The 12,949-nt window shown below is 45.4% G+C and carries 12 protein-coding genes and 4 tRNA genes; 4 read left to right on the top strand and 12 right to left on the bottom strand.

The genetic code is table 11. From position 1 onward, the window contains the following. Window positions 1-6: 6 nt before the first annotated feature. The 8 genes from walR to dnaB form a co-directional block, all read right to left on the bottom strand. Complete coding sequence (gene walR / locus PUN35_RS15195) at window positions 7-714, bottom strand: cell wall metabolism DNA-binding response regulator WalR (RefSeq protein ID WP_003244363.1); 708 nt, start codon at window positions 712-714, stop codon at window positions 7-9. Between the two features lie 384 nt (window positions 715-1,098). Continuing rightward, window positions 1,099-1,171: transfer RNA gene (locus tag PUN35_RS15190), tRNA-Phe, on the bottom strand. A gap of 35 nt (window positions 1,172-1,206) precedes the next feature. Further along, window positions 1,207-1,283 (bottom strand) — tRNA-Asp (locus PUN35_RS15185). An 81-nt stretch (window positions 1,284-1,364) separates the two neighbouring features. After that, a tRNA-Glu gene (locus PUN35_RS15180) sits at window positions 1,365-1,436 on the bottom strand. 9 nt (window positions 1,437-1,445) lie between these two features. Then, window positions 1,446-1,521: transfer RNA gene (locus tag PUN35_RS15175), tRNA-Lys, on the bottom strand. 223 nt (window positions 1,522-1,744) lie between these two features. Next, window positions 1,745-3,037, bottom strand: a complete 1,293-nt coding sequence (purA, locus tag PUN35_RS15170; protein WP_014481475.1) for an adenylosuccinate synthase — start codon at window positions 3,035-3,037, stop codon at window positions 1,745-1,747. Window positions 3,038-3,242: 205 nt separating this feature from the next. After that, window positions 3,243-3,662: a VOC family protein gene (locus tag PUN35_RS15165; RefSeq protein ID WP_014481476.1), complete on the bottom strand. Its 420-nt coding sequence runs from the start codon at window positions 3,660-3,662 to the stop codon at window positions 3,243-3,245. A 119-nt stretch (window positions 3,663-3,781) separates the two neighbouring features. After that, complete coding sequence (gene dnaB / locus PUN35_RS15160) at window positions 3,782-5,146, bottom strand: replicative DNA helicase (RefSeq protein ID WP_003226923.1); 1,365 nt, start codon at window positions 5,144-5,146, stop codon at window positions 3,782-3,784. Between the two features lie 169 nt (window positions 5,147-5,315). Here dnaB and PUN35_RS15155 point away from each other — a divergent pair, with 169 nt between their 5' ends. Further along, window positions 5,316-5,516 (top strand): DUF2188 domain-containing protein, encoded by a 201-nt coding sequence (locus PUN35_RS15155; protein WP_003226922.1) that lies wholly within the window; start codon window positions 5,316-5,318, stop codon window positions 5,514-5,516. Window positions 5,517-5,563: 47 nt separating this feature from the next. Here PUN35_RS15155 and PUN35_RS15150 read toward each other — a convergent pair whose 3' ends face one another. Continuing rightward, entirely contained in the window at window positions 5,564-5,767 is a 204-nt protein-coding gene (locus PUN35_RS15150; protein WP_003244312.1) for a hypothetical protein, read from the bottom strand. A gap of 120 nt (window positions 5,768-5,887) precedes the next feature. Between PUN35_RS15150 and PUN35_RS15145 the strand changes: the two genes are divergently transcribed. The 3 genes from PUN35_RS15145 (at window position 5,888) to PUN35_RS15135 (ending at window position 9,472) form a co-directional block, all read left to right on the top strand. After that, entirely contained in the window at window positions 5,888-6,028 is a 141-nt protein-coding gene (locus PUN35_RS15145; protein ID WP_003242786.1) for a YycC family protein, read from the top strand. Window positions 6,029-6,100: 72 nt separating this feature from the next. Further along, window positions 6,101-7,309 carry a CynX/NimT family MFS transporter gene (locus tag PUN35_RS15140; RefSeq protein ID WP_014481478.1) on the top strand — a complete coding sequence of 403 codons (1,209 nt, stop codon included), beginning with the start codon at window positions 6,101-6,103 and terminating at the stop codon, window positions 7,307-7,309. Between the two features lie 105 nt (window positions 7,310-7,414). Then, window positions 7,415-9,472 carry a glycosyltransferase family 39 protein gene (locus PUN35_RS15135; protein ID WP_014481479.1) on the top strand — a complete coding sequence of 686 codons (2,058 nt, stop codon included), beginning with the start codon at window positions 7,415-7,417 and terminating at the stop codon, window positions 9,470-9,472. Between the two features lie 36 nt (window positions 9,473-9,508). On the opposite strand, the gene rplI is transcribed toward PUN35_RS15135, so the two are convergent. From rplI to PUN35_RS15120, 3 genes are read right to left on the bottom strand one after another with little or no spacing between them, the layout of a single operon-like run. Further along, window positions 9,509-9,958, bottom strand: a complete 450-nt coding sequence (gene rplI / locus PUN35_RS15130) for a 50S ribosomal protein L9 (RefSeq protein WP_003226915.1) — start codon at window positions 9,956-9,958, stop codon at window positions 9,509-9,511. Then, window positions 9,955-11,934, bottom strand: a complete 1,980-nt coding sequence (gdpP, locus tag PUN35_RS15125; RefSeq protein WP_014481480.1) for a cyclic-di-AMP phosphodiesterase GdpP — start codon at window positions 11,932-11,934, stop codon at window positions 9,955-9,957. The genes rplI and gdpP overlap by 4 nt, the downstream gene beginning before the upstream one ends. 36 nt (window positions 11,935-11,970) lie before the next feature. Beyond that, window positions 11,971-12,900, bottom strand: a complete 930-nt coding sequence (locus PUN35_RS15120) for a YybS family protein (protein WP_003226911.1) — start codon at window positions 12,898-12,900, stop codon at window positions 11,971-11,973. Window positions 12,901-12,949: the final 49 nt, after the last annotated feature.

The following is a 12,949-nucleotide window of genomic DNA, read 5'->3' as shown; positions in this document are numbered from 1 at the left end:
TGGGCATTAGTCCTGTTCTGGGTTTCTCAAGTAATAACCTACACCGCGGCGTGTGACGATCCAATTTGGATGGCTCGGGTTGTCCTCGATTTTTTCACGAAGCCGGCGGACTGTTACGTCAACCGTTCTGACATCGCCGAAGTAATCATAGCCCCAAACGGTTTGAAGCAAATGTTCACGGGTCATCACTTGTCCGATATGTTTTGCTAAATAATGAAGCAATTCGAACTCACGATGAGTCAATTCGATTGTTTCATCTCGTTTTGATACAACGTACGCGTCAGGGAAGATGACGAGAGAGCCGATATGAATCTCGTTAGAGGAAGGCTCTTCCTCCGCAGGCGCTGTTGTCAGCTGGCGGCGCAGGTTCGCTTTTACACGCGCCAAGAGCTCGCGTGTGCTGAATGGTTTTGTGACATAGTCATCAGCACCGATTTCGAGCCCGATAACCTTGTCAATTTCTGAATCCTTAGCCGTCAGCATAATGATTGGCATATCGTATTTCTTTCTGACTTCACGGCATACCTCAACGCCGTCTTTATTCGGGAGCATAATATCTAAAAGAATTAAATCAGGCTGAAGCTCTTCTACCATTTCAACGGCTTCGTTTCCGTCATGGGCACAGTGCACTTCATAGCCTTCTTTTCTTAAGTTAAATTCCAATATATCTGCAATCGGTTTTTCATCATCTACTACAAGGATCTTTTTATCCATCATTTTGATTTTCCTCCTGCCGAATGACTTCATTTCATCTATATAACATTCGTTTCATCACTTATGGCCCATGTAAAGAATGGGTCCTTGTCTATTATAACGGTTTAAGGTCAAAAGATAAAAAAAATAAAGGTTTAGAAAAAAAACACATGTTTCACCTTTATCGCCAGTTGTTTATCTATTGTCATGCTGGTCAACTTTTTTAAAAAAAGATAACTTTATTGAAACCTCCCCTCACCGGAGTGCGTCTTTATCAATGACGTCTTCTTCTTTGAACCGGCCGCAGGGCCGGTTCTCCCTTTTTCTTCTATTATAACACTCCTCATGTTTGCCTTTTTCCTAAAAGAAAAAAACGCACCTACGATTGCAGATGCGTTTGGTAAGTGGCTCGGGACGGAATCGAACCGCCGACACACGGATTTTCAGTCCGTTGCTCTACCAACTGAGCTACCGAGCCAAATGTTTTATTTTTCTCTACTAAGTAAAGTAAAATGGCGGTCCGGACGGGACTCGAACCCGCGACCTCCTGCGTGACAGGCAGGCATTCTAACCAACTGAACTACCGGACCTTACAGTAATTGCCCGGAGAGCTGTCGTGTCAGCTCTCACAGACAAATAAGGAATTTAGCAATAACGCTAAAGTAAATCAATGACCCGTACGGGATTCGAACCCGTGTTACCGCCGTGAAAGGGCGGTGTCTTAACCGCTTGACCAACGGGCCTTCACGAAATGGTGAGCCATGAAGGACTCGAACCTTCGACCCTCTGATTAAAAGTCAGATGCTCTACCAACTGAGCTAATGGCTCTTAAAGATGTCGGAATTTCTATAGAGCAAACGACTTAGATCTAGTTCTCATCTTGTACTCTATTGAAGCAGTTTCCGTAACAACGAGATTTATAATATCACGAACAAATAGAAGTGGCAATAACTTTTTTGGTTTTTTTCATATTTTTTTCTCAGACCAACTTATATGCGGCTTTCAAACAAAAAACAAGCCCCTGATATAGGGGCTTGTTGGCATATTCTATTTAGTTCGCACGGTACACACTGCGAAGGACATTTGTTTGTGAGCGGTCTGGACCGACAGAGAAAATAGAAAGCGGAATGCCTGTCAGCTGAGACACACGCTCAAGATAATGGCGCGCATTCTCCGGAAGCTCGCTCAAGCTCTTCGCATCTGTAATATCCTCAGTCCAGCCTGGCATTTCTTCATATACCGGCTCACATTCAGCAAGTGCCTTAAGACTTGCTGGAAATTCTTCAATGATTTCGCCTTTGTAGCGGTACGCCACACAGATTTTCAACGTTTCAATTCCTGTTAGGACGTCAATTGAGTTCAGAGAAAGATCTGTAATTCCGCTCACACGGCGGGCGTGGCGGACAACAACGCTGTCAAACCAGCCGACACGGCGCGGGCGGCCTGTTGTTGTTCCATATTCGCGTCCGACTTCACGGATTTGATCGCCGATTTCATCTTTCAGCTCAGTCGGGAAAGGACCGTCGCCGACACGAGTCGTATATGCTTTTGATACACCGACAACGTGCTTGATTTTGGTCGGGCCGACACCAGAACCGATCGTGACACCGCCGGCAACCGGGTTAGATGACGTAACAAACGGGTATGTTCCTTGGTCGATATCGAGCATAACCCCTTGTGCGCCTTCAAATAATACACGGCGCCCTTCATCAAGAGCATCGTTTAAGACAACAGATGTATCGCAAACATATTTTTTAATCTGCTGGCCGTACTCATAATATTTGTCTAAGATATCCTCAAGTTTAAACCCTTCTGTCTCGTACATTTTCTCGAGAAGACGGTTTTTTTCTTCAAGATTGCGCTCAAGCTTTTCCGCAAACGCGTCACGGTCTAACAGATCCGCGATGCGAATTCCGATGCGGGCTGCTTTATCCATGTAAGCAGGGCCGATTCCTTTTTTCGTTGTGCCGATCTTGTTAGCCCCTTTACGCTCTTCTTCCACTTCATCCAATTTCAAATGATACGGCAGAATGACGTGAGCTCTGTTGCTGATTCTCAGGTTATCTGTACTCACGTTGCGCTCATGAAGATACGCAAGCTCTGTGACTAATGCTTTCGGATCTACAACCATTCCGTTTCCGATTACACACGTTTTATCCTTATAGAAAATTCCAGACGGGATTAAGTGAAGCTTATATGTGATTCCGTCAAACTTGATTGTATGCCCTGCGTTATTACCGCCTTGATAACGGGCGATCACTTCTGCATTTTCTGATAGGAAATCTGTAATTTTACCTTTTCCTTCATCGCCCCATTGCGTACCTACTACAACTACTGAAGACATGTCCGTGCACCTCCGTTAACCTTTCAAAACGATTCTATTCAAACAAATCAAGTTTATCAGTGAAGAAACAGAAAGTCAATTGTAAATCCGAACATTAATTTATTGTAAATCTATATTCGTTCGCTTCCATTCGTTTTATAAGCGTTTTCTCACTGCTTTGTCATAAAAAGCTTGCGAAACTTTCATCCTTTAGCACAAGAAAGAATCATTTGTCTGATATCCCTTTTGAATTCATAAAAACGACCCGCCAGCCATCCGGGTCCTCTATCGTCACGCCCCCATTGCTCCAGTACGGGTTCTCTGATTCGACCTCTTGATAGCCCATGTGCTTTAGCTTTGAAGTGATCGCTGCCAGTTCATCTGCATTCGGCACATAAAAAACAAGAAGGCTGTCGGGATGTGGAACGGGGGCAGTGCTTCCCCCTTCATACTGGGTGAATTCCAAATGATAATCGGCATGAGGAAGGCCGAACATGACACCGTCATACCCGTTATGCTTTGAAAATTCTCCTATTCGTTTCAAACACAGTCCCTCTTCGTAAAAACGAATAATCTCATCAAGCTGGCCCGTAGGACGCGCAATTCGGATTTGTGCTGCGTGAAAAGACGAAAAACCTTTTCCCATATTGTTCCCATCTCCTTTTTGCACCATTTTATTAAAACGCTTTCAAAATCTCATCTGCTGAGCGAACGGTATTTCTTCCATCTTTCGAATGAAAAAACCCCAAGAGCAGCTCTTGGGGCTTATGCGCCGGGCGGAACACCTGCGTCATCAAAACGCCGTTCCAGGTTGACGAATTTGTTGTATTCTTTTACGAACGCAAGAGACACGGTTCCTACCGGGCCGTTACGCTGTTTGGCGATAATAATTTCGATAATATTTTTATTCTCGGTTTCTTTGTCATAGTAGTCATCACGATAAAGGAACGCGACAATATCCGCGTCCTGCTCGATACTTCCTGATTCCCGGATATCAGACATCATCGGCCGTTTATCCTGACGCTGCTCAACACCCCTGGAAAGCTGGGAAAGCGCGATAACTGGGACTTGCAGCTCCCTGGCAATCGACTTCAGTTCACGGGAAATTTCAGATACTTCCTGCTGACGGTTGTCCTTTGAACGACCGCTTCCCTGAATCAATTGCAGGTAATCAATCAAAATCATGCCCAGCCCGCTTTCCTGCTTCAAGCGGCGGCACTTGGCACGAATTTCGCTCACCCGAATACCCGGTGTATCATCGATGTAAATCCCGCTGTTCGACAGGCTTCCCATTGCCATCGTCAGCTTGCCCCAATCCTCTTCGGTCAGGTTACCTGTACGGAGATTCTGGGCATTGATATTTCCCTCGGCACAAAGCATACGCATAACGAGCTGCTCTGCACCCATCTCAAGACTGAAAATCGCGACGCTCTCATCGGTTTTCGTCGCCACGTTTTGTGCGATGTTCAGGGCAAAGGCTGTTTTCCCTACTGACGGACGGGCAGCCACAATGATCAAGTCGTTGCGCTGAAAACCCGCAGTCATCCGGTCAAGCTCTGTAAACCCTGTTGGAATCCCCGTGATATCACCTTTTCGATTGTGAAGCTGTTCGATATTATCATAGGTTTGGACAAGGACGTCCTTAATATTTTGGAAGGCACTCGTGTTTTTGCGCTGTGCCACTTCCATAATCGTTTTTTCCGCTTCACTGAGTAAATCCTCGACCTCATCCTCACGGGTATACCCGTCTTGAGCAATCGTTGTCGCAGTTCTAATTAATCGGCGAAGAATCGATTTTTCCTCAACGATTTTCGCGTAATATTCTATGTTAGCCGCTGTCGGCACCGAGTTTGCAATATCTGTCAAATATGAAATGCCGCCTACTTCTTCCAGCAGGTCTGTGTTCGCAAGCTCTGATGTTACCGTCACCAGATCAACCGGTTCACCTCGGTCACCGAGCACCAGCATCGCATTATAGATTTTTTGGTGGGACATTCTATAGAAATCATCTGGAATCAATACTTCTGAAGCCAGTGTTAAAGCAGACGGCTGTAAAAAAATAGCGCCTAACACGGCTTGTTCGGCTTCTATATTTTGCGGAGGAAGCCGGTCATTCAGAAGGTCTGTCATGCTAAGCACCGTCCTCTCATTAAAAAATCTCCAACCTCCATTCTACCATTTCTACAGAAAAAAAATAGAAAAATTGTCTGTTTCCTGTTTTTTTCAGTTAGCAGATTGGATCGTTTCGGACAGCAACAAGGCGGGAAAAATGCAATAAAACATGAGGGAGGAATGAAAGATGATAAAGAAATATGCGATTACGCCTAATGTTGATGCGGACGGCTGGTTTATTGAGGTGGAGAATGTAGCGCCGACAGCTTTGTATACGTCTAAAGACGCCGCTATTGAAAAGGCCAAACAGGTGGCTAAGGAAAACAGTCCGTCTAAGCTTGTAATTTATGACCAGTTTAAAAATGTGGAAGAAGAACACTCATTTTAATGAATGAAAGCCTTCGCTGCAGCGAGGGTTTTTTAGCGGTTATCGGTTTATTTCATCCATTGGATGCCTATGTGCATCATCAAATCTGCCGCTTTTTGATACAGATCCCACTCCCCGATCGAAGCAAATTTCCCCATCAGCTCCTGAAGCTTTAGCCTCATTGCTATATATTCTTCGAAAGTGACAGCTTTTTCAGTGTCTATTTGGTGTTCCTTCAGCATTTGTTTTAATAAGGATAACGGTGCGTGCATAAGAACCCTCCTTACCTCTTTTATAACGGTCATTTTCCGATTGCTCTATTCCTTTGTGACATCTTCTTACATTTCACATCTGATTCTTGTACAATGGACAGAAGAGAGGAGGGATCTTTTGTGAGACCTTTGCAAATTTCTGCTGAAACTGCACAAAAGCTTGCAGAGTCCTTGAATCTGCCGCTTGAACAGATCATGCATATGCCTCAGCATATTCTGCTTGCCAAAATGGCTGAACTGCAAAAAGAGGACAAATCATAGCCTTCATTCACATACTTGCTTACCTGTTTCGGGATAATATCATGTATATGTTAGAAAAGAGGAGTAACTGCTTTGCCACATCCACATAATAAAAAAATCCAATCATTTTGGCTGATCACCGGCATTATCTTTATCGCCTTTAACTTACGGCCCGCGATCACTTCAGTCGGTCCGGTCATCAGCTCTATCCGGGCAGAACTGCACATGTCCAATGGGGCAGCCGGTTTTTTGACCGCACTGCCGCTGCTTTCGTTTGCAGTTCTTTCTCCGCTTGCACCTAAGCTTGGACAGCGCCTCGGAAATGAGCGAACTTTATGGCTAGGTCTCGTGATACTGCTTATCGGCGTTTTGACTCGTTCTACCGGCTATACTGCCGCTTTGTTTTTCGGAACGGCACTTATCGGCGTCGGGATTGCGATTGGTAACGTACTTTTGCCAAGCTTAATCAAACATAAATACCCTGAAAAGCCAGGGATCGTGATCAGCCTGTATACGACATCAATGAATATATTCGCAGCTTTAGCATCGGGTGTCAGCGTTCCTTTAGCGACCCAGATGGATGGCGGATGGAAACAGGCCTTTCTCTTATGGGGCGGGCTGGCTTTACTTGCATTGCTAATCTGGATACCTCAGCTGCGCCACCGGGATACGGCAAACCAGACAATGAAGCTGCAATCCAGTTCCATTTGGGCTTCCAAAATGGCATGGTATGTCACCATCTTTATGGGCCTGCAATCGTTTTTATTTTACAGCAGCATCGCTTGGTTTCCTGAAATTCTCCGTTCACACGGGATTGATACGGCAACAGCCGGATGGATGGTATCACTCATGCAATTTGCGAGTCTGCCTTCCACTTTTCTGACACCAGTTTTAGCTGACCGTGTGAAACAGCAGCGCGGTATCGTTGCGGCGCTGGCCTCAGTTTATCTGATCGGCCTTTGCGGATTATTAGCGGGCGGAAGCCATACATTGCTTGCCATCTGGATGATCATTATCGGTATCGGGCAAGGCTCCAGCATTAGTCTGGCGCTCACTTTGATTGGTCTCCGCAGTGAAAATGCCCAACAGGCCGCTGCGCTGTCAGGCATGTCTCAGTCATTCGGCTACCTGCTGGCAGCAGTCGGGCCAATCTTTGTCGGCTATCTCTTTGACCAGACGCATTCATGGACGATGCCGATAGTGCTTCTCATTGCTGCCCTGATCGTAATGGGAGCAGCTGGACAGAGAGCCGGACGAGATCGATACATTTTTCAGTCAGAAAAACAAAGAAATTCAGCATAAAAGCGGGGAAAATATCTCCGCTTTTTTCTTTGAATATTTATGGTTTATTCATAAGTTTTTCATATTTGTTTTTTACAATGAGACACCATAAAGAGGTGAAAAACGATGAAAACCAAACGATTCGACGCAGCCCTTATTCTTATTTTGCTGGCAGCAGCTTTTTTGAATACGTATCACATTTGGCAGGATGATACAGCGAACCAGTACTATTTGGCGGCTGTAAAAAGCATGACGCAAAGCTTCCATAATTTCTTTTATGCGTCATTTGACCCTTCTGGATTTGTGACAGTAGATAAGCCTCCTGTCGTGTTATGGATTCAAACGATTTTCGCACTGATTTTCGGTGTTCACACGTGGAGTGTCATCATTCCCCAGGCTCTTGCCGGAGTTGGATCTGTCTTCCTTCTCTACAGAGTGATCAAGCCGACTTTTGGAATTGGAGCGGCCCGCATTTCCGCACTTGTTATGGCACTGACCCCTATCGCAGTAGCTGTCAGCCGGACAAACAATATTGACAGCATGCTTGTCTTTACCATATTGCTCGGTTCAGCTTGCCTGTTTCGGGCAGTAAAACAAGGCAAGCTGGTTTGGCTGCTGACGGCATTTGCCCTAATTGGGCTCGCCTTTAATATGAAGATGATGCAAGCGTTTATGGTATTGCCTGCATTTGTGTTATTCTACCTGGTTGCATATCGGGTTTCTCTGAAGAAAAAAATCGGGTCCCTGCTTCTGTCTCTTGTCCTTCTGACAGGCCTTTCCCTCTCATGGGCGATTGCAGTGGATTCAGCCTCTTCCTCAAGCCGGCCTTATGTAGGAAGCAGCCAGACCAACTCAGTGCTAGAACTGGCCTTTGGCTACAACGGCACAGAGCGTCTGCTTGGGCAAACTACGGGCCTGGCAAAGGGTGATATGAATGCTGCTGGCGGAGGGAAGATGCAGAATCAAGACAACATGCAAGCGCCAAATGGCAACGGTTCATCTTTTTCTCAGAACGGAAATCAATCATTCGGAAACCATTCACATGCGCCTCAGCCGTCTAACGGACAAACCGGCGCTCTCAATGGAGGCGGAGGCACACCTCCCACAGGTGGCAACGGTCCTGGAAATGGAGGGCCTGGCGGTGGAGGCGGAAAAAGCGTGAATATGTTCGGCACCGGTGATCCTGGACCGCTTCGTCTTTTCCAATCAGCACTCTCCGGCCAAATCAGCTGGATGCTTCCATTCTCATTGATCGGATTACTGGGCGCAATCGTCAGCTGGTACCGTGATCGCCGCGGACATGCTGCTGAAATGAAAGAAACGCTATTCTGGGCGGCTTGGCTTGTTCCCGTGGCTGGTTTCTTCAGCATCGCAGGATTCTTCCACCAGTATTATTTGATTATGCTGGCACCGCCGATTGCCGCCCTTTCTGGTATCGGATGGTATACGATGCACCGCTTATACAAAAATAATAAAGACTGGTCCAGCTATCTTCTGCCGGCAGCCGTTCTGATCACAGCCGCGTTCCAGGTGTATATTCTGAGTGCTTATACAAGCCAAATCGGCAGTGTATGGATGTATGTCCTGGGGCTCTTAGGACTGGGCATCACCCTTGCACTTCTGATGCTTAAACGCAGCCATCCGTTCAGTAAGCAGCTGACCATCATCAGCTTGTGCGTTCTGCTTCTCACACCAGTTTACTGGTCAGCAACGCCGCTTCTATACGGTGGCAACAGCGTCCTTCCTGAATCCGGCCCGCAGCTCAAAGGCTCAGCAAACGGCGGGAACATGTTCTCTTCAGAGGTCGACAGCGGGCTCCTGTCCTATCTGAGAAAACACAATACCGGCGAAGAATATTTATTTGCTACTTTGACAACCGTAACAGCTGCGCCATACATCATTTACGAAAATGAATCTGTTATGGCAATGGGCGGATTTAACGGCACGGATCCCATTCTGACTGTGTCGGAACTGAAAAAACTGATCAAAGAAGGCAAAGTGAAATACTTCCTTCTGTCAGAAAACAACTCAGGCAACAGCGAACTTGTTTCCTGGATTAAGAAAAACGGAAAAGAAATAACATCTGACGAGTACAGCGGTTCCTCCAGCAGCACGAACAGCGTGCAGGGAATGCGAGGAGGACCTGGCGGAGAAAGCCAGCAAACTCTTTATCTCGTGGAATAAAAAAAGAGGCTTGGATGAATCCAAGCCTCTTTTCTATTAAGCTTCTTCTTTTACATGTACCTTTAACACAGCCTGCACTTCAGGATGCAGCTTCACAGGCACGTTCGTATATCCTAATGCACGAATGCCGTCCGGCAGTTCAAGCTTCCGCTTATCTACTTTAATGTTATGGTCTTTTTGGAGCTGTTCAGTAATTTGCTTGCTTGTCACTGAACCAAATAAACGGCCGCCCTCACCTGATTTTGCGCTAAGCTCAACAGTCAGTTTTTCTAATGTCTCTTTCAAGCTCTTAGCCTGCTCAAGCTCAGCAATGGCTTCTTTTTTCTCTTTCTGCTTTTGTCCGTTTAGCGCGCTGATGTTTGAAGCGTTCGCTTCAACCGCGAGGCCTTTTTTAATTAGAAAGTTATGCGCATAACCGTCTGCTACGTTTTTGACTTCGCCTTTTTTTCCTTTTCCTTTTACATCTTGTAAGAAAATAACCTTCATCTCTGTACGCCTCCCTCAAAATACTCATCTATGGCGTGCTTCAGCCGTTCCAGCGCTTCAGAAACTGAAATGCCGGACAACTGAGTCGCCGCATTTGTTAAATGCCCTCCGCCTTCCAGGGCCTCCATGATGATCTGAACATTTACCTCGCCAAGCGACCGCGCACTGATACAAACCGTTTGTTCATCCCGTCTCGCCACCGCAAATGAAGCCTCAACCTCACTCATCGACAGCAGCGAATCGGCAGCCTGCGCAATCAGCACTTGATCGAAGTATTCCTCTTCATTTTCAGGAAGAGAAGCAATCGCAATGTTATCTTTATAGAGGACCGTATGCTGGATCAGCTTCGCCCGTTGAATATAGGAATCAACGGTTTCTTTCAGGAACTTCTGCACCAGCACCGTGTCGGCGCCTTTTGCCCTTAAATAAGAAGCCGCATCAAAAGTCCGCGAGCCCGTGCGGAGAGAAAAGCTCTTTGTATCCACTATTATACCAGCTAATAGGGCTGTAGCTTCAATCATATTGATTTTTAAGCGCTTCGGCTGATATTCAAGCAGCTCTGTCACCAATTCCGCTGTGGAAGAAGCGTATGGTTCCATATAAACGAGCAGCGGATCTCTGATAAACTCCTCACCTCTGCGGTGATGGTCGATGACCACGATATGTTCAATTTTATTGACCAGCCGTTCCTCCATAACGAGTGACGGCTTATGTGTATCAACGATCACAAGCAGTGTGTCATCATTGGAAATTTCCATTGCTTCTTCAGGCGTAATAAATCTTGACCACAGTTCTTCATATTTTTTGATTTCCCCAATCAAACGCTGCACACTTGATCCGATTTGATTTGGGTCAATCACGATAAAACCATCTTTGTTATTTGCCTGAGCCACCTTTAAAATCCCGATCGCTGCGCCGATAGAATCCATGTCGGGGAATTTATGCCCCATGATAATCACATTGCTGCTTTCGGTGACGATTTCCTTTAAAGCGTGAGAAATCACGCGGGCCCGCACCCTTGTTCGTTTCTCCATTGGGTTTGTTTTACCGCCGTAAAACTTCACCTTGCCGTTTGGCAGCTTAATGGCTACCTGGTCTCCGCCGCGTCCCAGTGCTAAGTCCAAGCTGGATTGCGCCAAATCGCCAAGTTCTTTCAGGGAAGAGACTGAAGCCCCGACACCGACGCTTAACGTCAGCGCTACACCGTCAAACGAGGTTTTTTCCCGCACTTCATCAAGAATCGAAAACTTCGAATTTTCGAGTTCAGTTAAGATGTGTTCATTAAGTACAGCGATAAAGCGCTCTGAAGACGTCCTTTTCAAGAAGATCCCGTACTCCTGCGCCCAAGCGTTCAGCAAAGATGTCACCTGGCTGTTCATCGTGCTTCTCGTCTGGTCATCCAATCCTTGTGTCACATCATCATAGTTATCAAGGAAAATATATGCCAGGACGGTTCTTTCGTTTTCATATAGCTTTTCAATCTGAATTTGTTCTGTTACATCAAAGAAATATAACAGACGCTCATCCCGTTTGATGACAACCCTAAACTTGCGGTCATTCAATGTAACCGTTTCTGATTCCACCTCTTGTTTGATAAGCGGCACTACCGATTCACAAGTATCGTAAAGTGATCTCCCCACTAAAGTGCTTTCATTAAAGCAAGAGGAAAGAAACGGATTTGCCCATTCTATATAATATTGGTCATTAAAAAGCATGATTCCAATCGGCATTTCCATCAATGCCTCTTCACCGACTTTTTTCAACCTGTAGGACAACGTAGAAATATAAGCATCAATCTCTTGTCGAATAAGAGAATCAGCACGCTTAATAAAAAACAAAATAACTGCCAGCAGCAGCACTTCGACGGTTCCTAATATCCAGTTAAAATAAAAGCTGATGAGGATTGTAATAATTGACAGAGCAATCAATGCATAGATGGGATACCGAAACAGCGGTTTTTCATAAAAGCTTGGCATTTCTATCACTCCCCACCATGTGAGTAAAACTCATGTTCACTTCACCTTATTCCTTATATGAAAGCCCATATCTAAAACGCCTAAAATGCGAATGGCCGCCATGAAGACCGGATGCACAAACCCAAGTATGACAGCAATCACAGCCGCAGCCTTTGGATATTGTTTCTTATGGCAATAGAAAAAGATAAATGATAAACCTTGGATGAAAATCAGAAACCCGAGTATAAACTCCCCATTTAAAGCGATAGAGTACAGCATTTGGCCTTTTTCTAAAGGCAAAAATGAAAGCATGACAATAATCAAATACAGTACTACAACACTTTGCGGAAACTTCAACTCTCTAAAAGGCTTTAGATTAGGAATATCGGGGGAGAATCGCCTTAAGAGCGGCTTAGCGATAAGGTAACTGAGGAAAGAAAAAATAACTCCTACCATCACAATAGCTGTTGGAAAAAGATATTGAACGATACCCAATTGTTCTTCCATCAGTTTTAATTGCTTCTCAAACTGTCCAGCATTGCCCGACTGCTTCGCTACAGTTTCTACCATATCAAGAGATTGCCGGTATTGTGTCATCGCCTCATCAATGATATTGATACCCAAAAACTGAATGCTTATCACAAAATAGAAGACAATACTAAGCATATAAATAAGAGCGCCCGAAATAATGGCGTGCCCGGGCTCTTTCCTTTTGAAAAAATGTCCCATGGCAATGCCGGCGCAAGCTGACATAAAAGCTACAATAAGCCCGTTAAAGGACCCGACAATAAAAACAACCGGAAGACTGACAGCGCCCATCCATATCCCTAGCTTCAATCCATGTCTGATCGTATACAAGATCATTGGCAGCGGCAGTGCAAATAACAGAATTGTTCCAATCACAGGAACATAAACGACCAGAAGCGTAATGATCGCAAACAGACTGATTAAAATAGCACCTTCCATTAAAGCTCTCGTTTGTTTCACTTAGTCACCTCGTATCATCCTGAACATACGAATAGAAAAGAGCAGCATA

Origin of the sequence: Bacillus sp. N3378-2at (assembly GCF_033412715.1) — a bacterium.
GTDB classification, from domain to species: Bacteria; Bacillota; Bacilli; order Bacillales; family Bacillaceae; genus Bacillus; species Bacillus subtilis.
This window is presented reverse-complemented; position numbering and strand designations above follow the sequence as displayed.

Bases quoted from the DNA above. Each gene is read 5' to 3' on its own strand.
- PUN35_RS15165 (WP_014481476.1), bottom strand. From the start codon at position 3,662: ATGGGAAAAGGTTTTTCGTCTTTTCACGCAGCACAAATCCGAATTGCG.
- gdpP (WP_014481480.1), bottom strand. From the start codon at position 11,934: ATGCCAAGCTTTTATGAAAAACCGCTGTTTCGGTATCCCATCTATGCA.
- PUN35_RS15135 (WP_014481479.1), top strand. From the start codon at position 7,415: ATGAAAACCAAACGATTCGACGCAGCCCTTATTCTTATTTTGCTGGCA.
- walR (WP_003244363.1), bottom strand. From the start codon at position 714: ATGGATAAAAAGATCCTTGTAGTAGATGATGAAAAACCGATTGCAGAT.
- rplI (WP_003226915.1), bottom strand. From the start codon at position 9,958: ATGAAGGTTATTTTCTTACAAGATGTAAAAGGAAAAGGAAAAAAAGGC.
- purA (WP_014481475.1), bottom strand. From the start codon at position 3,037: ATGTCTTCAGTAGTTGTAGTAGGTACGCAATGGGGCGATGAAGGAAAA.
- PUN35_RS15150 (WP_003244312.1), bottom strand. From the start codon at position 5,767: ATGCACGCACCGTTATCCTTATTAAAACAAATGCTGAAGGAACACCAA.
- dnaB (WP_003226923.1), bottom strand. From the start codon at position 5,146: ATGACAGACCTTCTGAATGACCGGCTTCCTCCGCAAAATATAGAAGCC.
- PUN35_RS15155 (WP_003226922.1), top strand. From the start codon at position 5,316: ATGATAAAGAAATATGCGATTACGCCTAATGTTGATGCGGACGGCTGG.